General features: G+C 62.4%; 21 protein-coding genes. 9 read left to right on the forward strand and 12 right to left on the reverse strand.

Annotated features, from left to right (window positions below):
• The first annotated feature begins 78 nt into the window (after positions 1-78).
• Positions 79-795: an alpha/beta hydrolase gene (locus F8N66_RS17405; RefSeq protein ID WP_150771350.1), complete on the forward strand. Its 717-nt coding sequence runs from the start codon at positions 79-81 to the stop codon at positions 793-795.
• Between the two features lie 3 nt (positions 796-798).
• On the opposite strand, the gene F8N66_RS17410 is transcribed toward F8N66_RS17405, so the two are convergent.
• The 6 genes from F8N66_RS17410 to F8N66_RS17435 form a co-directional block, all read right to left on the reverse strand.
• Positions 799-1,371: a hypothetical protein gene (locus tag F8N66_RS17410; protein WP_150771351.1), complete on the reverse strand. Its 573-nt coding sequence runs from the start codon at positions 1,369-1,371 to the stop codon at positions 799-801.
• 95 nt (positions 1,372-1,466) lie between these two features.
• Entirely contained in the window at positions 1,467-1,742 is a 276-nt protein-coding gene (locus F8N66_RS17415) for a type II toxin-antitoxin system RelE/ParE family toxin (protein ID WP_150771352.1), read from the reverse strand.
• Positions 1,732-1,923 (reverse strand): antitoxin, encoded by a 192-nt coding sequence (locus F8N66_RS17420; RefSeq protein WP_150771353.1) that lies wholly within the window; start codon positions 1,921-1,923, stop codon positions 1,732-1,734. Before F8N66_RS17420 ends, F8N66_RS17415 begins: the two co-directional genes overlap by 11 nt.
• A gap of 289 nt (positions 1,924-2,212) precedes the next feature.
• Positions 2,213-2,539 carry a putative quinol monooxygenase gene (locus tag F8N66_RS17425; protein ID WP_150771354.1) on the reverse strand — a complete coding sequence of 109 codons (327 nt, stop codon included), beginning with the start codon at positions 2,537-2,539 and terminating at the stop codon, positions 2,213-2,215.
• A 31-nt stretch (positions 2,540-2,570) separates the two neighbouring features.
• Positions 2,571-3,242, reverse strand: coding sequence for a glutathione S-transferase family protein (locus F8N66_RS17430; RefSeq protein WP_150771355.1), 672 nt, complete (start codon positions 3,240-3,242; stop codon positions 2,571-2,573).
• A gap of 84 nt (positions 3,243-3,326) precedes the next feature.
• Positions 3,327-4,118: a hypothetical protein gene (locus F8N66_RS17435; protein ID WP_150771356.1), complete on the reverse strand. Its 792-nt coding sequence runs from the start codon at positions 4,116-4,118 to the stop codon at positions 3,327-3,329.
• 167 nt (positions 4,119-4,285) lie between these two features.
• On the opposite strand from F8N66_RS17435, the gene F8N66_RS17440 reads away from it, so the two are divergent.
• Both F8N66_RS17440 and F8N66_RS17445 read left to right on the forward strand, forming a co-directional pair.
• On the forward strand, positions 4,286-4,819 hold the full coding sequence (locus F8N66_RS17440) for a chalcone isomerase family protein (RefSeq protein ID WP_150771357.1): 534 nt from the start codon (positions 4,286-4,288) through the stop codon (positions 4,817-4,819).
• Between the two features lie 77 nt (positions 4,820-4,896).
• Complete coding sequence (locus tag F8N66_RS17445) at positions 4,897-6,216, forward strand: Nramp family divalent metal transporter (RefSeq protein WP_150771358.1); 1,320 nt, start codon at positions 4,897-4,899, stop codon at positions 6,214-6,216.
• A gap of 87 nt (positions 6,217-6,303) precedes the next feature.
• On the opposite strand, the gene F8N66_RS17450 is transcribed toward F8N66_RS17445, so the two are convergent.
• Positions 6,304-7,200: a LysR family transcriptional regulator gene (locus F8N66_RS17450; RefSeq protein ID WP_150771359.1), complete on the reverse strand. Its 897-nt coding sequence runs from the start codon at positions 7,198-7,200 to the stop codon at positions 6,304-6,306.
• A 113-nt stretch (positions 7,201-7,313) separates the two neighbouring features.
• Here F8N66_RS17450 and F8N66_RS17455 point away from each other — a divergent pair, with 113 nt between their 5' ends.
• A complete protein-coding gene (locus F8N66_RS17455) occupies positions 7,314-8,066 on the forward strand; it encodes an SDR family NAD(P)-dependent oxidoreductase (protein ID WP_318195460.1) in 753 nt (250 codons plus the stop codon).
• Between the two features lie 19 nt (positions 8,067-8,085).
• Positions 8,086-8,688 (forward strand): NADPH-dependent F420 reductase, encoded by a 603-nt coding sequence (locus F8N66_RS17460; protein ID WP_150771361.1) that lies wholly within the window; start codon positions 8,086-8,088, stop codon positions 8,686-8,688.
• Positions 8,689-8,890: 202 nt separating this feature from the next.
• On the opposite strand, the gene F8N66_RS17465 is transcribed toward F8N66_RS17460, so the two are convergent.
• The 3 genes from F8N66_RS17465 to F8N66_RS17475 are packed head-to-tail and all read right to left on the reverse strand — an operon-like array spanning position 8,891 to position 11,484.
• Complete coding sequence (locus tag F8N66_RS17465) at positions 8,891-10,072, reverse strand: acetyl-CoA C-acetyltransferase (RefSeq protein WP_150771362.1); 1,182 nt, start codon at positions 10,070-10,072, stop codon at positions 8,891-8,893.
• Between the two features lie 11 nt (positions 10,073-10,083).
• Entirely contained in the window at positions 10,084-10,749 is a 666-nt protein-coding gene (locus F8N66_RS17470) for a CoA transferase subunit B (protein ID WP_057399619.1), read from the reverse strand.
• Between the two features lie 36 nt (positions 10,750-10,785).
• The gene (locus F8N66_RS17475) at positions 10,786-11,484 is read right to left on the reverse strand and encodes a CoA transferase subunit A (protein WP_150771363.1); all 699 of its coding nucleotides are present in this window, start codon (positions 11,482-11,484) and stop codon (positions 10,786-10,788) included.
• Between the two features lie 271 nt (positions 11,485-11,755).
• Between F8N66_RS17475 and F8N66_RS17480 the strand changes: the two genes are divergently transcribed.
• Entirely contained in the window at positions 11,756-12,658 is a 903-nt protein-coding gene (locus tag F8N66_RS17480; RefSeq protein ID WP_150771364.1) for a LysR family transcriptional regulator, read from the forward strand.
• A 118-nt stretch (positions 12,659-12,776) separates the two neighbouring features.
• Here the strand turns inward: F8N66_RS17480 and F8N66_RS17485 are convergent, their stop codons facing one another.
• Both F8N66_RS17485 and F8N66_RS17490 read right to left on the reverse strand, forming a co-directional pair.
• A complete protein-coding gene (locus tag F8N66_RS17485; RefSeq protein WP_150771365.1) occupies positions 12,777-13,619 on the reverse strand; it encodes an NAD-dependent protein deacetylase in 843 nt (280 codons plus the stop codon).
• Between the two features lie 116 nt (positions 13,620-13,735).
• Positions 13,736-14,782 (reverse strand): class I SAM-dependent methyltransferase, encoded by a 1,047-nt coding sequence (locus F8N66_RS17490; protein ID WP_150771366.1) that lies wholly within the window; start codon positions 14,780-14,782, stop codon positions 13,736-13,738.
• Positions 14,783-15,276: 494 nt separating this feature from the next.
• Here F8N66_RS17490 and F8N66_RS17500 point away from each other — a divergent pair, with 494 nt between their 5' ends.
• The 3 genes from F8N66_RS17500 to F8N66_RS17510 all read left to right on the forward strand — a co-directional run bounded on the left by F8N66_RS17500 (position 15,277) and on the right by F8N66_RS17510 (position 18,346).
• Positions 15,277-16,611 (forward strand): acetamidase/formamidase family protein, encoded by a 1,335-nt coding sequence (locus tag F8N66_RS17500; protein ID WP_150771367.1) that lies wholly within the window; start codon positions 15,277-15,279, stop codon positions 16,609-16,611.
• A gap of 144 nt (positions 16,612-16,755) precedes the next feature.
• Entirely contained in the window at positions 16,756-17,610 is an 855-nt protein-coding gene (locus F8N66_RS17505; RefSeq protein WP_150771368.1) for a DUF692 domain-containing protein, read from the forward strand.
• Positions 17,588-18,346: a DUF2063 domain-containing protein gene (locus F8N66_RS17510; protein WP_150771369.1), complete on the forward strand. Its 759-nt coding sequence runs from the start codon at positions 17,588-17,590 to the stop codon at positions 18,344-18,346. The genes F8N66_RS17505 and F8N66_RS17510 overlap by 23 nt, the downstream gene beginning before the upstream one ends.
• The last annotated feature ends 194 nt before the right edge of the window (positions 18,347-18,540 follow it).

Raw genomic sequence — 18,540 nt, forward strand, 5'->3', positions numbered from 1 at the left:
AGCCTTACCGAAAATTTCCCTGCCTGCTTCACAGTGTTAGGCTCAGCCCCGAATCCTGCGCACTGTGAAGGAAGGCTTATGTTGAAGTTTCTCGTTCTGCTGACCTTGCTGGCATCCGCCGCTGTCCACGCTCAAACCCCGCTGCAAACCGACCTGCCACTCAAGTACCTGGAACAAACCAACCCCGATGCCCGTGACCAGCCCCTGGTGATTTTCCTCCACGGCTACGGCAGTAACGAGCAGGATCTGTTCGGCATCAAGGACCAACTGCCGGCGCAATACACCTATCTGTCGGTGCGGGCGCCGATGGTGATGGAAGAGGGCAGTTACCAATGGTTTCGCAAGAAGGGCGAAGGCGCCTACAACGGTGAGACCGATGATCTGAAGTCCAGCGGCCAGTTGCTGCTGGATTTCGTCGCGAAGGCGGCGCAGAAGTATCACACCGAACCCGACAAGGTGTTCCTGGTGGGGTTCAGCCAGGGCGCGATCATGTCCTACGAAGTTGCCTTGCGGCACCCCGACGCGGTAGGCGGGATCGCCGCGTTGAGCGGGCGGATTCTGCCGGTGCTGCGCGCGGAGCTGAAACCGGATGAAAAACGCCAGTCACTGGCGATTTTCATCGGTCATGGCACGGCGGACAAACGCCTGCCGTACAGCGACGGCACCGAGGCCAACAGCCTGTTGCAGAGCGTGTCGCTCGAACCCGAGTTTCACGCCTACCAGGGTGTCGGTCATACCATCAGTGCCGAAGAAATGCAGGACTTGAGCGCCTGGTTGCAGCGCCTCAACCCCTGAGGCTCACTTGCCGCTGACGATCTGTTTGATCAGTGTCTCGTGGGCCGCCATGTCGCCGGGGCGGGAAATGACCTGAATCACCGTCATATGCTTGCCGGACGCCGCCATCAGCGTGGTGTTGAGGGTCATGCCGCCACCCTGGGTGGCGGTGCTGTCGACCTGGCGCACACCCAGCCCGGTACTTTTCAGGGTCAGGCTTTTTTCGCTGAGCTTGTTGTAGTCCGGCAGGGCCTTGCGTTGCGCCGCGTCGAAATCGGCCGCGGTCCCGTCGAGGAACGCGCCGTCGTTGTCCTTGACCGTGGTGCCCTCCGGCAGGTTGTTTTCGGCGGCAATGACCACGGTCTTGGTGGTCTCGTTGGCGTACATGGTGCCACTGGCGCCGGTAGGGCCGCTCGGCAGCGGGTTGGCGACGAAGCCCTTGGGCAGGGTGAAGGTGAACTTGCCATCAAGCATTGAAACCTTCAGCGCCGCCCCCGTCTCCTTGGCCGTGGCCTTGGCGGCCTGCGCATTCAATGCCCCCAAAGTGGCAGCCGCCGCCAGCAACAGGACAACGGCTTTTTTACTCAACAGTGACATGGGTGAATCTCCAGGGATGGTCGCGCGGTGGGGGGCGATCATCCCACGGAGGTTGGCGGGCGTTCCAGTGTGGGCTAACGGACGGTCATGGATGCTCAGGCAGGCGGGTATTTCTGTCTGGCATGTACAACACTCACAATCTCGATTCGATCCGTTACTTGATAAATCACCAAATAGTTGGGGTGAACAACAATCTCCCGAGTATCGGGTACTCGGCCGAATCGATAGAGATAGGGATGTTCGGGAAGGGTCGATGTCGCAACTTCAATGGCCTGGGACAGCTCAATGGCTGCTTCGAGATTACGATCGCCAATATATTCGAGGATTTGCCGGAGTTCGGCCCGTGCTTCGGGCCGCCACTCAACCAGCATTGCGCTTGATGCGCTTTGACTCCAAAAGGGCATGCATCTCGGCCATCACCTGATCATGCGGAATGCTCGGGCGTGGATCATCCAGCGAAGCCTGCACCTTGGCGCGGAACCAGCGGTCATAGCTGGCGGCCTGCTCTTCGGTTTCAAACTCTGAAACGATGGGGGAAAGTTCCGTGCTCATGGTGATCTCCAGGATCAATGGAAAGCAGTCTATTGGGAATGTGGATCGTTGTCGTCGCTGTAACGACGAAGTACACCCTGCCAAACAGTGCGGTTGATGACTCCAGCCGAACCAAATCCTAAGCTCCGGGTTTCCGAGGGCCAACCTTAAAAAGACGTCGGATATTTCCTTGATACATTTACGAAATATCCGACGCGGGAAACCCGATCAACGACATTTGAGGCACTTTCGTCACAGCCCGATAGTCGCCTTGGGTAGAGGCTTATTCCTCATCCAAGGCCCAGCGCAATCACATTTCCCGCCGCACCGGATAGCGCTTGATCACGTCCAGAAACTCGATCCGCCGCTCACTGGCCAGCAACTCCGGCAATAGCCGCTCGTATTCCTGGCGATAGGGTTTGCTCAGGTGACGACTGATGAAGTCTTCCTTGCTGCAGTTCCAGGTTTCATACAGCACCAGGGTGTTCGGTTCGTCCTGGTGCTGGTGCACCCAGGTGTTGACGAAGTCCGGCTCGGCGGACATCTGGTGCACCACGTCCAGCAGGCGTTCCCGGGTTTCGGCCAGACGTTCCGGTCTGGCCGGCAGGTAAACGATAAACGCGACTTGATCACTCATTTCATCACCTCGGCATGCGGGAACCGGCGGTTTACGCCTGGTTTTGCGGGAACAGGTTGCGACGGGTTTCTTCGTCGAATTCGGCCTTGAGCACCAGTTTTTCTTTCAGGCCCAGTGCGCGTTGAGCGGCGGGGCGGGCGCTGATTTCGTCGAACAGGCGCTTGACGTTCGGGTAGGCCGCCAGGCCGTTTTCGCCAAGGATGTACGGTGCGTAGTTGGCCCAGCCCCAGAGAGCCATGTCGGCGATGCTGTAGCTGTCGCCGGCCAGGTATTGATGTTCGGCCAGGCGTTGGTCGAGAACGCGGTAGTGCCGCTCGACTTCCTTCAAGTAACGGTTTTTGGCGTAGGGCAGGTCTTGCGGTGCGTGGTGCAGGAAGTGCACGGCCTGGCCGGAGAACGGTGACAGGCCGGTGGCGATGAACATCAGCCACGACAGCAGTTCGGCGTTGCCGGCCGCACTGGTCGGCAGGAAGCGCTGGTGCGTTTGCGCCAGGTGCAGCAGGATCGCCTGGGAGTCGAAGACCGTGGCGTCGCCGTCGACCAGCGCTGGCACCTTGGCGTTCGGGTTGATTGCCAGGAACGCCGGCAGGTGTTGTTCGCCCTTGAAGGTATCGACGCCGATCAGCTCGTAGGGCGTCTGCAGTTCTTCGAGCAGCAGGGCGACTTTCATCGGGTTGGGCGAAGGATGGAAAAAGAATTTCATGGTGTTGGCCTCAGTCAGTCGTGGGTGGTGAACTGAGGCTGATGATGGGCGAAACCTGTTCGATTGACGTACGGAGTAGTTGGGCTACTCGTGCGAAACATTCGAATGTGTTGCGGGTGGGCGGGGCGCGGAGGCCAGCAGGCGCCTGGTCACGCCCAGCATCGCCACGGACACCGCCACGCCGAGGGCAAACGCGCTCATCCCCATGCCTGGCAATGCCAGCGCCAGGACGAGGCAGAACGCCGAGAACGAGTACATGCCCGTGGCGGTAGCCCGCAACAGCACGGCGGTAAAGGCCGGGCCACGGGTCTGTTGCGAGAACACGGCCATGACACTGCCCAGCACCGGGAACACGGCCAGCAGGCCGCTCCAGCGGTCGCCGACGGTGCTGGCGAGCAAAGTCACGGCCAGGGTCAACAGGGCGCCGGCCACCATGCGCAGCAAGAGTTTGTCGGACTTCGGCGCCGGGCCCGAAACGATCGGCTGCACCGACGGGAACAGGTAGGGCGCGGCCAACAGCGCGCTGGCGGCGGCAATCACCGACACCGGCAGCGAGGGCGGAATCAATGACAGCACCGTGGCGACCACGGCCCACACCGCCAGCGAAACCGTCAGCGCCAGGGGCCATTGCGCCCGTTGGGCGACCTGCGCATAGGTCACGCAGAATGAAATCATCGCGAACATGGCCGACAGCGCCGCCAGAGCCGATTGGGCGGCAAACCCTTCGCCCTGTTCGATGGCGAGGAAAAACAGAATCGGCCCGACCACCACCGGCAACCCCGACAACCAGCCCGCCACACTCGGCCCCCAGCGTTTGCCGGCGAGGGAAATCAGCAGCAGGAAGCCTGGAATTACCAACAGTTTGAGCATTAGCACGCGTCTACCTCCGATCTCTGTAAGGCGGCAACGGTAGCATTGCCCGTGAGGGATTGCTCTACGGATAACCAGTTTTTGTATACAAAATTAATGACGGGTTGAAATTGTACAAAAGCAGTTTTTACGCATAGGTTTTTAACAGGCATTGCGCAGGAGTCGAACGCACCATGAACGGACAACGCTCACCGCTGCGCCATAGTCTGTGGCTATTGGCATTGCTGGGTTCCCAGGCCCTGGCCGAATGGCGGGAGGCGTTGCCCGGTGCGCAAATCATTGGCAGCGGCGAGTTCCGCATGTTCGGTTTTGATGTCTACAACGCACGACTGTGGAGTGCGGGGAGGCCGTTGGTCGATGATCAACCGTTCGCACTGGAGCTGATTTACCAGCGCACGATTTCCCGTGATGACCTGGTAGAGGCCAGCCTCAAGGAAATCAAGCGCCTGTCCGGTGGCTCGGTCAGTGACGGGCAACTGGCGGCGTGGCAGGCGCAGATGCAGCAATCGTTCGTCGATGTGCAGGCGGGGACGCGGCTGACCGGGGTGTACTTGCCGGGGCAGGGCGCACGGTTTTTTGTCGGGCAGCAGTTGCAGCATGAAGTCAAGGATCCGCAATTCGCTCGCGCCTTCTTCGATATCTGGCTCGATCCACGCACCCGCAGTCCTGAGTTACGCCAACGATTACTCGGGTTCGCCACCCCTTGAACACCAGGTATTTACTCCTTGGGCGTGAGCAGCGAACCGTCTAAGCTGCGCCTTCCCACCTGTTGATGGACCTTCGCGTGAAATTCACTCTGCCCAAAGTCGGCACTGCGCCGTTCTGCCCGCCGGAAGTGGCCGGTACTGTCGCCGTCGATCCCGGCGCGTCATTTTTCAAACGCGTGTTGCGTTTCGCCGGTCCCGGCTTGCTGGTGTCCATCGGCTACATGGACCCTGGAAACTGGGCGACGGCCATCGAGGCCGGGTCGCGGTTTGGCTACAGCCTGTTGTTCGTGGTGTTGCTGGCCAGTCTGGCGGGGATGGTGGTGCAGTGTTTGTGCTCGCGCCTGGGCATCGCCACCGGGCGGGACCTGGCGCAGCTGTGCCGGGCGCGCTACAGCACACGGACGGCGCGCACCCAGTGGGTGCTGGCGGAGATCTCGATCATTGCCACCGACCTCGCCGAAGTGCTCGGCTGTGCCCTGGCGTTCCATTTGCTGCTGGGTTGCTCGCTGACTTTCGGCATCGCCCTCACGGCCTTCGACACCCTGCTGGTACTGGCCCTGCAGAACCGTGGTTTTCGGCGCCTGGAGGCGATCATGCTGGTGCTGGTGGGCACCATCGGCGCCTGTTTCTTTGTCGAGCTGTTGTTGATCAAGCCTTACTGGCCCGAGGTGGCGCAAGGCTTCAAGCCGTCGCTGTCAGCCCTCGCCGACGCGGCGCCGCTGTACCTGGCCATCGGCATTCTCGGCGCCACGGTGATGCCGCATAACCTGTACCTGCACACCTCGATCGTGCAAACGCGGTTGATCGGCAAGGACCAGGCCAGCAAGGAGGATGCGGTCAAACTGGCGCGCATCGACACCATCGGCTCCCTGGCCCTGGCGCTCATGGTCAACGCGGCGATCCTGATCCTCGCCGCCGCCGCGTTTCACAAGACCGGGCATACCGATGTGGTGGACATCCAGGACGCCTATCACTTGCTGGATCCCTTGGTGGGCGGGGCGCTGGCCAGTGTGCTGTTTGGCGTCGCGTTGCTGGCGTCGGGGCAGAGTTCGACCTTCACCGGCACCATCGCCGGCCAGGTGATCATGGAGGGTTTCCTCAACCTGCGGCTGCCGTGCTGGCAGCGGCGTTTGATCACCCGTGGGCTGGCGCTGATCCCGGCATTCGTGGGGGTCTGGCTGATGGGCGATGGTGCGGTGGGCAAGCTGTTGGTGTTGAGCCAGGTGGTGCTGAGCCTGCAATTGCCGTTTGCGCTCTATCCGCTGATTCGCATGACCAATGACCGCAAGCTGATGGGCCCGTTTGTGAATCGCTGGCCGACGCGGGTGTTGGCGTGGGGGTTGTTTGTGGTGATCAGTGGGGCTAACAGCTGGTTGATCCTGCAGTTTTTGGCTTGAGCCATTAAAAGATCGCAGCCTGCGGCAGCTCCTACAGAAACACGCTTTCCTGCGTAGGAGCTGCCGCAGGCTGCGATCTGTTGATCTTCAACCCCGGTCAAAGGCTTGTACCAGGAAATCAACAAACACCCGGGTCTTGGCCGGCATTAGCGTCCGGCTCGGGTAGTACAGCGAAATCGCCCCCGCATCCCCATGCCAGTCCGGCAACAGTCGCACCAGTTCGCCGCGCTGAATGTTCGGCAGCACATCGGGCAGCACCAGCAGCGTCACGCCCAGGCCAAGGATGGCGGCCTCGCGCATGGCGGCCGGGTCGTTGAGCACGATGTTTTCGCTCAGGCTGGCCGGCGATTCATTGCCCAGGTCATCGCGCATGACCCACTGGCGAATGCGCCCGGTGCCCGTGCCGCGCATCACGATACCCCGCAGCCCGGCCAGTTCAGCGGGGGTGGCGGGGGCAGTCACAGTCGCCAGATAGGCCGGTGAAACGACGGCTACCACCTGGGCCGGCGCCAGGGTCCGGGAAACGACCCCAGGCGTCAGGTCGAAGCCACCGCCAATGGCGGCGTCATAACCTTCGGCAATCAGGTCCACGGCGCGGTTTTCGAAATGCCATTCGGGGCGGATCAGTGGGTAGCGCGCCAGGAATTGCGGCAGCAACGGCAGGATATGGCCGATGCCGAAAGTGGGCGCCAGGCTGACCTTGAGCACACCCGCAGGCTCGCCTTTATCGGTGGTGACCGCGTTGATCGCCGCTTGCAGCGCCTGCAGATTGCCGCCAATGCTGGCCAGGAAGCGTTCCCCAGCTTCGGTCAGGGACAGCTTGCGGGTCGAGCGCTGGAACAGGCGCACGCCGATGTTGCGCTCCAGGGTCGCCACATTGCGACTGACAGCGGCCGGGGTCAGGGCGAGCAAACGGGCGGCCGCCGAAAAGCTCCCGGTTTCAGCGCTGCGCACAAAGGATTCGAGGTTGGCGAGGGTTTCCATGGCAGATACCTGATAACAAGGCTTGAAAATCATTCAAGCCATTACCCGCTAATCAATTGCTAATGGCAAGGGCAGTATTCACTCCGTCCCCAACCCACGGAGTGAAAACATCCATGAGCACTTCCCCTCTTCCTCTTGCCGGCAAAACCGCACTGGTGACCGGCGGTTCCCGTTCCATTGGCGCGGCGATTGCCAGGCGCCTGGCGGCCGACGGCGCCAACGTGGTGCTGACCTTCAGCGCGTCGCCGGATAAAGCCTTCGAGGTGGTGCAGAGCATCGAAGCCGCTGGCGGCCGTGCCCTGGCGATTGCCGCCGATGCCGGTGACCCGGTCGCGGTGCGTGCAGCGGTCACTCGCACCCTTGAAGCGTTCGGCAGCCTCGACATTCTGGTCAACAACGCCGGCATCGCCCTCGGCGGGCCGATTGAGGACATCAGCTTCGACGACTACCAACGCATGATCGCGGTCAACGTCACCGGAGTGTTTGTCGCCACCCAGGAAGCGGCTCGCACCATGAAAACGGGTGGCCGGATCATCCACATCGGTTCGTCGATGACCCATTACGCCGCGTTCCCCACCGCATCGCTCTACACCTTGACCAAGGGTGCCATCGCCGGTTTCAACCGCAGCCTGGCCCGTGATCTGGGACCCAAGGGCATCACCGTCAATACCGTTCATCCCGGCCCGACCGACACCGACATGAATCCGGACGGCGGCCCGGTCAGCGAAATCGTCGGCCCCGGCATCGCCGTCGGCCGTTACGGCAAACCCGAAGACATTGCCAGCGTCGTGGCCTTCCTGGCCAGCCCTGGCGCGGCGTTTGTCACCGCTGCCGACATCATTGCCGACGGCGGCTTCACAGCCTGATCAACCAGAGGACATCAGCATGAGCAGCATTGGAATCATTGGCGCCGGGGCTATCGGCGCAGCCTTCGCCCGGGCCCTGTCACGTCAAGGCATCGAAGTGGTCATTGCCAACAGTCGCGGCCCCGACTCCCTGGCTGATCTGGTCGCGCAGCTCGGGCCGACCGCACGCGCCGGCACCCGCGAAGAAGCGGCCGCGCAAGCCGTTGTGCTGGTCGCGGTGAACTGGTCGAAGTTGCCGACGGCGCTGGCCGGCCTGCCTGATTTCGCCGGACGTATCGTGATCGATGCCAACAATCCGATCGAGGCACCGTTGTTCAAGGCGGTGGATTTGCAGGGCCGTGTGTCCAGCGAAGTGTTTGCCGAGTGGGTGCCTGGGGCGCGGGTGGTGAAGGCGTTCAATCACCTTCAAGCGTCTCTGGTCGAGGGCGATCCGGCGGCGGAGGGCGGGCGCAGGGTGCTGTTTTTCTCGGGCGATTCGGCACAAGCCAAGGTCGAGGTGGCTGCGTTGATCGAGCGCCTGGGGTTCTTTGGGGTTGACCTGGGGTCTTTGAGTGTCGGCGGGCGACTGGCGCAGTTTCCGGGCGGGCCGCTGCCGACGTTGAATCTGGTGAAATTCGGCTGAAGAAATCGGCCGCCGTTCCCTGTGTAGGAGCTGCCGCAGGCTGCGATCTTTTGATCTTGCTTTTGAAGGTCAAGATCAAAAGATCGCAGCCTGCGGCAGCTCCTACAGGGTTGTTTCAGAGACCCGGTGCGACGTGAATCGCACCGGGATGTTGCCAGACTGCGCGGCTCTTCGTGGGTCCCCGCGCAGGCTGTTGAACGCTTTAAGCCCGTTCGATCGCCAATGCCACGCCCTGGCCGCCACCGATGCACAGGGTGGCGAGGCCTTTCTTGGCGTCGCGCTTGATCATTTCATGCAGCAGGGTCACCAGCACGCGGCAACCCGAGGCACCGATGGGGTGACCGAGGGCGATGGCACCGCCATTGACGTTGACCTTGTTCAAGTCCCATTCCAGGTCCTTGGCCACGGCCAGCGATTGTGCGGCGAAGGCTTCGTTGGCTTCGATCAGGTCCAGCTGGTCGATGGACCAGCCGGCCTTGTCCAGGCAGCGGCGGGTGGCCGATACCGGGCCGATGCCCATGATCGCCGGGTCCACGCCCGCGTTGGCGTAGGCGGCGATTTTCGCCAGTACCGGCAGGCCCAGGGCCTTGGCTTTTTCGGCGCTCATCAGGATCACGGCGGCGGCGCCGTCGTTGAGCGACGAAGCGTTGCCGGCGGTCACCGAACCGTCCTTCTTGAAGGCGGCCTTGAGCTTGCCCAGGGACTCGGCGGTGGTGCCGGCCCGTGGCTGCTCGTCGGTGGCGAAGGACAGCGGATCGCCCTTGCGCTGCGGGATCAGGATCGGCGTGATCTCATCGGCAAAACGCCCGGCTTCGATGGCGGCCGTGGCTTTCTGCTGCGAGGCGGCAGCGAAGGCATCCTGCTGCTCGCGGCTCAGGCTGTATTTCTCGGCCAGGTTCTCGGCGGTGATGCCCATGTGGTAATCGTTGAACGCGTCCCACAGGCCGTCGCTGATCATGGTGTCGACGATTTGCGCGTGACCCATGCGCAGGCCGGTGCGGGCACCGGGCATGACGTAGTTGGCCAGGCTCATGTTTTCCTGGCCGCCGGCGATGATCACCTCGGCATCGCCGCAGCGAATCGCCTGGGCGCCCAGGTGCAGGGCCTTGAGGCCCGAGCCGCAGACCTTGTTCAGGGTCATGGCGGGTACGGCGAAGGGCAGGCCGGCCTTGATCGACGCCTGGCGCGCAGGGTTCTGCCCGGCGCCGGCGGTCAATACCTGGCCCATGATCACTTCATCGACTTGCGCAGGGTCCAGGCCGGTTTGCGCCAGCAGCTGACGGATCACCGCCGCGCCCAGGTCAACCGCGGACACATTGGCCAGGGAACCCTGGAAACTGCCGATCGCGGTGCGCGTGGCGGCAACAATGACGACTTCTTGCATGGAATGATTCCTCACTGGGCAGCGAACTGCATTTCCGGAACGTGGTCCGGCACGATCAGTTTACCGGCGGTTTTGGCGACGATCTCTTCGACGCTGACGCCCGGCGCACGCTCTTTGAGAATGAACGCGCCGTTTTCGATCTCCAGGTAGGCCAGGTCGGTCAGTACGCGCTTGATGCAACCGGCGCCGGTCAGCGGCAGGCTGCATTGGGACAGGAGCTTGGACTCACCGTCCTTGGACGCGTGGGTCATGATCACGATGATGTTGTCTGCACCGGCCACCAGGTCCATGGCGCCGCCCATGCCCTTGACCAGCTTGCCGGGGATCATCCACGAGGCGATGTTGCCTTGCACGTCGACTTCGAAAGCGCCGAGCACGGTCAGGTCGACATGGCCGCCGCGGATCATTGCGAAGGACTCGGCCGAGGAGAAGATCGACGCGCCGATGCGCGCGGTCACGGTTTGCTTGCCGGCGTTGATCATGTCGGCATCGATGGTTTCTTCAGTCGGAAAAGGACCCATGCCCAGCAGGCCGTTTTCCGACTGCAGCATGACTTCCATGCCTTCGGGAATGTAGTTGGCGACCAGGGTCGGGATGCCGATGCCCAGGTTCACGTAGAAGCCGTCCTGCATTTCGCGGGCGACGCGTTGAGCCATTTGTTCGCGGGAAAGTGCCATTGTTGTTATTCCTTCATTCGGTCCGGGGGCAGGGGATCACTTACGCACGGTGCGCTGTTCGATGCGCTTCTCGAACGTGCCGCAGATGATCCGGTCGACGTAGATGCCAGGGGTGTGGATCTGCGCCGGGTCCAGCTCGCCGGGTTCGACGATTTCTTCGACTTCGACCACGGTGATCTTGCCGGCGGTGGCGGCCAGGGGGTTGAAGTTCTGGGCGGTGTGGCGGTAGATCACGTTACCGAAATGGTCGGCTTTCCAGCCTTTGACGATGGCGAAGTCACCGGTGATGGACTCTTCCATCAGGTACTTGCGGCCATGGAACTCGCGTACTTCCTTGCCTTCGGCCACCGGGGTGCCGACGCCGGTTGCAGTGAAGAACGCCGGGATGCCGGCACCGCCCGCGCGCATTTTTTCGGCGAGGGTGCCTTGCGGGGTCAGGGTGACTTCGATTTCGCCCTTGAGCAGTTGTTCTTCGAACAGCTTGTTCTCGCCGACGTAGGAGGCCACCACCTTGCTGATCTGGCGGTCGGTCAGCAGCACGCCGAGACCGAAACCGTCGACGCCGCAGTTGTTGGAGACCACGGTAAGGTCACGCGTGCCCTTGCGCTTGATCTCGGCGATCAGGTTTTCCGGGATGCCGCACAGGCCGAAGCCGCCAGCAATCACGGTCATGCCGTCTTCAAGACCTGCCAGAGCTTCCTCGTAGGAACTCACGCGCTTGTCGAAACCTGCCATATGCACCTCTTTTATTCTTTGTGGGCGGCTGGCTAGCCGTATGGATGGAGTGTCGCGCCGGCGTATTTATTTGTTAAGTTGATTTTTAAGGTCGATTGATTGGTAATACTCAACAATCCGTAGGACCTGCCGCAGGCTGCGATCTTTTGATCTTGATCTTCTGCAATCTCGACAATGCCAAAAACAAAATCAAAAGATCGCAGCCTGCGGCAGCTCCTACGGTAAGTCTGTGTGATGTCGAATCAATGTAGTTACCCTGGAGGGGCCGTGAATGACCGTCAAGCAGATCCGCGCCTTCCTGGCCGTTGCCCAAAGCCTGAGTTTCGCCGTGGCCTGCGAGCGCCTGCACCTGTCGCAATCAGCCCTGAGCCTGACCATCAAGGCGCTGGAAGAAGGCCTGGGCGGACGCCTGTTCACCCGCAACACCCGCAACGTGGCGCTGACCGCCGAGGGCGAGTCCCTGGTGCCCCTGGCGCGCCGCCTGATCGCTGACTGGGACAACGCCGAGGACGAACTGCGCCAGCGTTTCACCCTGCAGCGCGGCCGCGTGACCCTGGCGGCCATGCCGTCGTTTGCCGGTAACCTGCTGCCACCGATCCTCAAGACCTTCCGCGCCCGGTATCCGAAAGTCAACGTCACCGTTAACGATGTGATCAACGAACAGGTGCTGGAAATGGTTCGCGACCGCCAGGTGGAACTGGGGGTGGCGTTCGAGCCGACGCAGAATTCGTCGCTGCAATTCACCCCGTTGTACATCGACCGGTTCGTGGCGGTGGTGCCCCATGACTCGGCGCTGGTCGAGCGCGATCACATCGACTGGCAGACGCTGCTGATGGAACCGTTCATCACCCTGCAACGCCCATCCACCGTGCGGGTGATGCTCGAGGAGCATTTGCAGGCCCGGGGCATGAAGTTGCCGGTGGAGTTCGAAAGCCATCAACTGGCGACCGTGGGGCGCATGGTCGCCAGCGGCTTGGGCGTCAGCGCCGTACCGGCCTTGTGCGCCGGGCAGATGCGCGAGCTGGGCGCGCACTGCATCACCCTGAGCGACCCGGTGGTGGAACGGGCCATCGGCGTGCTGACCTTGCCCGGGGGAGAGCTGTCGGCGGCGGCGCAGGCGTTGTTTGATGTGCTGAAAGAAGAGAACTTCGGGCAGCAACTGTCTTCGCGGTGATACACAAAACCAAATGTGGGAGCGGGCTTGCTCGCGAAAGCGGCGTGCCAGTCAATAGGGTTGTCGACTGACGCACCGCTTTCGCGAGCAAGCCCGCTCCCACAAGGAATGGTTTTTTTCAGAGTGATAGGCGCTGTGCCAATAACGGCAATAACTGCTCGCACGACCCTTCGATCTTCAAATCCAGCAGCTCATCCGCCCGGGTCTTGCCCAGGTTGATTGCGATCAGTGGCTTGCCCTGATCCACCACCGACCGGCACAGGCGAAACGCCGAATACGCCATCAGCGACGAGCCGACCACCAGCAGCCCCGCCGCTTTTTCCACCGTCGCCATGGCTTTGGCCGCGGTTTCCTGGGCGACGTTCTCGCCGAAAAACACCACATCCGGTTTCATCCGCTCGCCCGTGCAGTGGGGGCAGTGCGGGACCTGAAAGCGCGCTTCGAAGGCGCTGTCCAGCAGGGTATCGCCGTCCGGGGCCTGCACGGCGTCCACGCCCGCAAGATAGGGGTTCTGCGTTTCCATCACTTGCTGGATCGCGTCGCGCTCGCAGCGCTGTCCGCAGTCCAGGCACAGGACCCGGTGCAGGCTGCCGTGGAGTTCGATCACGTCGTGGCTGCCGGCCTGGTCGTGCAGGGTGTCGACGTTCTGCGTGATCAGGCCGCCGATCAGCCGGGTGCTCTGCAAGTGGGCCAGGGTGTCGTGGGCCACATTCGGCATTGCGTGGCGCACCCGTGGCCAGCCGAGCATCGCCCGGGCCCAGTAGCGCCGCCGGGATTCGGGTGCCGAGAGAAACTCCTGATACATCATGGGCTGCCGGCCACGACGCACACCCTGATGGTCGCGATAGTCGGGAATGCCCGACGGCGTGCTGATACCGGCACCGGTCAGCACCGCGAACGGCTCGTCGGCCATGAGTTGCCGGAGGCGGTCGAGCTGTTCGTGGATCAGGCTGTCGATCATGGAGAGAACCCCGCAATACCTGTAGGAGCTGCCGCAGGCTGCGATCTTTTGACTTTGATCTTGAAAAAGCAAGATCAAAAGATCGCAGCCTGCGGCAGCTCCTACACAAGCGGTGTTTATTTGCGGGCCTCAAGAATCAGGTTGAACGGCGTCTCCGTAGCCCGCCTGAAACTCGAAAAACCGGCCTCGCTGAACACTTTGCGCAACCGCGCCTCGCCCGCCTGGGCGCCAAGGCCCAGTCCAACCTCCTGAGATAGCGAGTTCGGTGTGCAGATGAAGGTCGAGGCTGCGTAGAACAACCGGCCGACCGGGGTGATGTTGTCGTCGAGGGAATCATTGGCGAAGGGTTCCACCAGCAACACCGTGCCGTCCGGCTTCAACGAGTCGTAGGCATGTTTGGCCGCACCCTCCGGGTCGCCCATGTCGTGCAGACAGTCGAAGTAGCAGACCAGGTCGTAGTCGTCGCCGGGGTAACTTTTGGCCGTGCCCTGGAAGAACCGGGCCCGCCCGGACACGCCGCCCTCTTCGGCGCGTTGGGTGGCGACGGTGACGGAGGGCGCGTGGTAGTCGAAGCCGACAAACCGCGAATCCGGGAACGCCTGGGCCATGATCACCGTCGAGGCGCCGTGGCCGCAGCCGATGTCCGCCACTTTGGCCCCGGCCTCCAGTTTCGCCACCACGCCATCCAGCGCCGGCAGCCATTCGGCGATCAGGTGCGCCTTGTAGCCGGGCCGGAAGAACCGTTCGGTGCCGCTGAACATGCACGGATGGTGATCGCCCCAGGGCAGGGCGCCGTCGCCGCGCATGGCCTTGACCAGTTTGTCCTTGTCATGGAAAAACGACGCGACCACCCCGATGCCCCCGGCGATGTAGACCGGCGAATCTTCGATGGCCAGGGCCAGGGCTTGTTCTTCCGGCAGGCGGAACTGGCCGCCTGAGTGTTCCATGTAGCCCGAGGCGGCGTGGGCGCTAAGCCATTCGCGCACCAGACGGGCATTGCAGCCGGTTTTTTCGGCGAGTGCTTCAGGGCTGATGAGCTGGCTGTCGGCCATCGCCCGGTACAGGCCGAGCTCCTCGCCGAGGATGACATTGGCGAGCATCGCCGCGCCGCCCATGTCATTCACCAGTTTGCCCATGAAATCATTGAGTCTGGCCTCGTCCATCACGTGTGCTCCTTCAGGAGGATCACGGTCCAGAGGCAGGGTTTGCCTGGGTTTTCGCCGCTGGGCGGTGGTCGTGGGAATGGGCAGGGCGAAAGGCACGTCCTGCGTGCATTAAGTTTAGTCCGCATGGGGTGCACTGTTACCCCAGTCGACGAGAGTCCTCTGTGGGAGCGGGCTTGCTCGCGAAGGCGCAGTGTCAGTCGACATCTTCTGTGACTGACCCACCGCTTTCGCGAGCAAGCCCGCTCCCACAGGGGGATAGTGTTCAGCAGGCCTTTGTATGTATCTCACTGTATCCAGCCGGCTTCCCGATACAGTTCCCCTCAATTCACCGCCACTGCCGAACACAGACCAGATACAAACCTGCGATGAACTGTTCAGGCTGTTTTGGCGCCGTTCAACCGTGACGGCCAAGACTTTTTCCCTGGCCGCCGCCACCGGCGACCGTTCGCTCCTGACTCTGTGCCGCGCCTGATGCGGTCAAGGGGACCACAATGACAACGCTTGTTCCTGAATCCACGCTCGACACCACGCCGGTCGATCGCCTGCGGGTCGATCACTACACCAATGGCATCATCGGCCCGAGCCAGCCGATGCTGGGCCCGCTGGCGGACGGCGGCACCCTGATCACCGGGACGCCGCCGGGCTGCTGGGGACCAATGATCACGCCGGCCTTTGAAGGCGGTCACGAGGTGACGCAACCGGTGTACGTCGCCGGCGCAGAGATCGGCGATGCGGTGGCGATCAAGATCCAGAGCATGCGCGTGACGTCGCTGGCCACTTCGTCCGGGGTCATGTCCTTCGTCGAGGGGCGCTACAACGGCGACCCGTTCGTCGCCAAGTTCTGTTCCAAGTGCGGCACCGAGCATCCGGCCAGCCACGTCGAAGGCATTGGCGAGGACGCGATCCGCTGCAACCACTGTGGCGCCGAGGTCAGCGCGTTCCGCTTCAGCCACGGCTATGTGATCGTGTTCGACGCACAGAACCAGGTCAGCCTGACGGTCAACCAGGACATCGCCAATCAACTGGCCGGCAAGGCCTCCGAAATGTCGGCGCTGCCGGAATTCGCCGCCCAGCATTCGATCCTGTCCCTGGCACGCGCCGATATCCCGGGTGTTGCCGCGCACATGCGGCCGTTTCTCGGCAACATCGGCACCATGCCCTCGCGCGACTTGCCCGACTCGCACAACTGCGCCGACTTCGGCCAGTACCTGATCAACGCCCCGCACCGTTTCGGCATGACCCGCGAAGAGCTGCACGCAGCCAAGACCGACGGCCACATGGACACCAACTCGATCCGCGAAGGCTGCGTGTTGATCTGTCCGGTGAAAGTGCCGGGCGCCGGGGTGTACATGGGCGACATGCACGCCCAGCAGGGCAACGGCGAAATCGCCGGGCACGCCACCGATTGCTCCGGGGAAACCGAGGTCGTGGTGGAAGTGGTGAAAAACCTGACGCTGGAAGGCCCGATCCTCCTGCAAAACCTCGATGACCTGCCACCGATGGCCCGGCCAATGAACGCCGGACAGCGGGCCAATGTCCGTGCGCTGGGCGAGCGTTGGGGCCAGCACGAGATCGAGCAGAGCGGCCCGATCACTTTCCTCGGCAGTGGCGAAAACCTCAACCTGGCGGTAGAGAACGGCTTGCAGCGTGCCGCCAATGCCACCGGCCTGCCGTATGACGAAGTGCTCAACCGCGCCACCATCACCGGTTCCATCGACATCAGCCGCCTGCCGGGCACCGTGCGCGTGACCTTCCTGTGCCCGATGCCGGTGCTGGACCGCATGGGCATCGGCCATCTGGTGCGCGAGAAATACGACCTGGCGTAATGCCTGATCCGGGGTCTGTATCACAGTGTGTACAGACCCCGCGACGATACACGTCCTGCCGTTTTCCGTCGGCGCGCAACACAGAGCCGATACATCGCTTCGGTTAACTGTGAGCACGTTCCGACAACCCCTGAGATCGACAACATGCAGACTCCCATCACCTACGCCAGGGCCAGCGCCGGGCTCGGCTTGCGTCGCGGTTTAATGAAGGACCTCCTGGCCGCCCCGGCCGGCCATTTCGATTTCCTGGAAGTGGCACCGGAAAACTGGATCGGCATCGGCGGCGCCCACGGCGCGGCGCTACGGACCCTGGCCGAGCGCTATCCGTTGTCCTGCCACGGCTTGTCGCTGTCGCTGGGCGGGCCGTCGCCGCTGGATGTCGGGTTTCTGCAAGAGGTGCGGGTGTTCCTCGATCACTACAACGTGCCGCTGTACAGCGAGCACCTCAGTTATTGCAGCGATGACGGTCATCTCTACGACCTGTTGCCGTTGCCCTTTACCGAAGAGGCGGTGCATCACGTGGCCGCGCGCATTCGCCAGGCCCAGGACATTCTCGGCCGGCGCCTGGCGGTGGAGAACGTCTCCTACTACGCCGCGCCGCAACAGGACATGGACGAGGTGACCTTCACCAATGCCGTGCTGCGCGAAGCCGATTGCGATCTGTTGCTGGACGTCAATAACGTGTACGTCAACTCGATCAACCATGGCTTCGATCCGCGTACCTTCCTGGCGGGCATCGATGCCAACCGGGTAGTGGCGATGCACATCGCCGGGCACTTCGATGAGTCCGATACCTTGAAGATCGACACCCACGGCGCTTCGGTCAAACCGGCGGTGTGGTCGCTGCTCGCCCAGGCCTACGCCCGATTTGGCGCGCAACCGACCTTGCTGGAGCGGGATTTCAACTTTCCGCTGTTTTCCGAACTGGTCGCCGAGTTGCAGACCATCCGCCGCTTGCAGACCGAGGAGGTGAACCGTGGCCAAGCGCTCGTTGTTTGATCAGCAAAGCAGCATGGGCCTGTACCTGCGCGATCCCGAGCACTGCGCACCGCCGCCGGAAATGGACCCCAAGCGTGCCCGGGTCTATCGCGACCTGGTGTTCGCCAACCTGTCGTCGTTGATCAGCGGCACCTTCCCGGTGCTGGTGCAGATTCTCGGTGACAGTCAGTGGCGGGCGCTGGTGCGGATTTTCCTGCGTGACTACCGCGCCCACACCCCGAAATTCGGTGAAATCGCCGAGGAATTCGTCGAGTTCCTTACCTCTGAACCCCCGGCGCTGGCCGATGGCACGTGGCCGCCGTTCATGGTCGAGCTGGCGCACTACGAATGGGTGGAAATGGCCCTGCAACAATCCGAAGCCGAGCCGTTGTCACCCGGTGATGCCGACCTGTTGCCGGAGCGTCCGTTGCAGGTTTCGCCGCTGGCCTGGCCGCTGGCGTATGCCTGGCCGGTGCAATCGGTGGGGCCGGATTATCAGCCCGCTACAGTGCCGGCCGAACCAACGCTGCTGCTGGTGCGCCGCGCAGACGACTGGAGTGTGAAGTTTTCCGCCTTGACCCCGTTGGCCTGGCGCTTGTTGCAGCGTATCGATGAGTTCCCTGAATTGAGTGGGCGAGCACAGTTGCAAGCGTTGGCGGTTGAGGCAGGGCAGGGCGGATCGCAGGAGTTCTTTGATAGCGGCCTGGCGTTGTTGCGGCAACTACACGAGGAGGAGGTGGTGGGCGTAATCAGCTGAGGTGACGCATTTCCTGTGGGAGCGGGCTTGCTCGCGAAGGCGGACTGTCAGTCGACATCTATAGCGACTGGCAGGACCTCTTCGCGAGCAAGCCCGCTCCCACAGTAAAGCTGGGGTGAGGCAAGAAATAATGCACGCCCGTACCATGTGTTTCACTCGGGAAACACTCGTAACCCGTTGAAATTTATTTGCTC

The organism is Pseudomonas fluorescens (assembly GCF_902498195.1).
In the GTDB taxonomy this organism is placed as follows: domain Bacteria; phylum Pseudomonadota; class Gammaproteobacteria; order Pseudomonadales; family Pseudomonadaceae; genus Aquipseudomonas; species Aquipseudomonas fluorescens_BU.

What these genes read in the sequence shown, in the direction of transcription:
- F8N66_RS17470 (WP_057399619.1), bottom strand. Translation starts at nt 10,749, where the DNA reads ATGGCACTTTCCCGCGAACAAATGGCTCAACGCGTCGCCCGCGAAATG.
- F8N66_RS17410 (WP_150771351.1), bottom strand. Translation starts at nt 1,371, where the DNA reads ATGTCACTGTTGAGTAAAAAAGCCGTTGTCCTGTTGCTGGCGGCGGCT.
- F8N66_RS17480 (WP_150771364.1), top strand. Translation starts at nt 11,756, where the DNA reads ATGACCGTCAAGCAGATCCGCGCCTTCCTGGCCGTTGCCCAAAGCCTG.
- F8N66_RS17505 (WP_150771368.1), top strand. Translation starts at nt 16,756, where the DNA reads ATGCAGACTCCCATCACCTACGCCAGGGCCAGCGCCGGGCTCGGCTTG.
- F8N66_RS17420 (WP_150771353.1), bottom strand. Translation starts at nt 1,923, where the DNA reads ATGAGCACGGAACTTTCCCCCATCGTTTCAGAGTTTGAAACCGAAGAG.
- F8N66_RS17430 (WP_150771355.1), bottom strand. Translation starts at nt 3,242, where the DNA reads ATGAAATTCTTTTTCCATCCTTCGCCCAACCCGATGAAAGTCGCCCTG.
- F8N66_RS17425 (WP_150771354.1), bottom strand. Translation starts at nt 2,539, where the DNA reads ATGAGTGATCAAGTCGCGTTTATCGTTTACCTGCCGGCCAGACCGGAA.
- F8N66_RS17465 (WP_150771362.1), bottom strand. Translation starts at nt 10,072, where the DNA reads ATGCAAGAAGTCGTCATTGTTGCCGCCACGCGCACCGCGATCGGCAGT.
- F8N66_RS17460 (WP_150771361.1), top strand. Translation starts at nt 8,086, where the DNA reads ATGAGCAGCATTGGAATCATTGGCGCCGGGGCTATCGGCGCAGCCTTC.
- F8N66_RS17455 (WP_318195460.1), top strand. Translation starts at nt 7,314, where the DNA reads ATGAGCACTTCCCCTCTTCCTCTTGCCGGCAAAACCGCACTGGTGACC.
- F8N66_RS17485 (WP_150771365.1), bottom strand. Translation starts at nt 13,619, where the DNA reads ATGATCGACAGCCTGATCCACGAACAGCTCGACCGCCTCCGGCAACTC.
- F8N66_RS17450 (WP_150771359.1), bottom strand. Translation starts at nt 7,200, where the DNA reads ATGGAAACCCTCGCCAACCTCGAATCCTTTGTGCGCAGCGCTGAAACC.
- F8N66_RS17500 (WP_150771367.1), top strand. Translation starts at nt 15,277, where the DNA reads ATGACAACGCTTGTTCCTGAATCCACGCTCGACACCACGCCGGTCGAT.
- F8N66_RS17475 (WP_150771363.1), bottom strand. Translation starts at nt 11,484, where the DNA reads ATGGCAGGTTTCGACAAGCGCGTGAGTTCCTACGAGGAAGCTCTGGCA.
- F8N66_RS17490 (WP_150771366.1), bottom strand. Translation starts at nt 14,782, where the DNA reads ATGGACGAGGCCAGACTCAATGATTTCATGGGCAAACTGGTGAATGAC.
- F8N66_RS17405 (WP_150771350.1), top strand. Translation starts at nt 79, where the DNA reads ATGTTGAAGTTTCTCGTTCTGCTGACCTTGCTGGCATCCGCCGCTGTC.
- F8N66_RS17440 (WP_150771357.1), top strand. Translation starts at nt 4,286, where the DNA reads ATGAACGGACAACGCTCACCGCTGCGCCATAGTCTGTGGCTATTGGCA.
- F8N66_RS17415 (WP_150771352.1), bottom strand. Translation starts at nt 1,742, where the DNA reads ATGCTGGTTGAGTGGCGGCCCGAAGCACGGGCCGAACTCCGGCAAATC.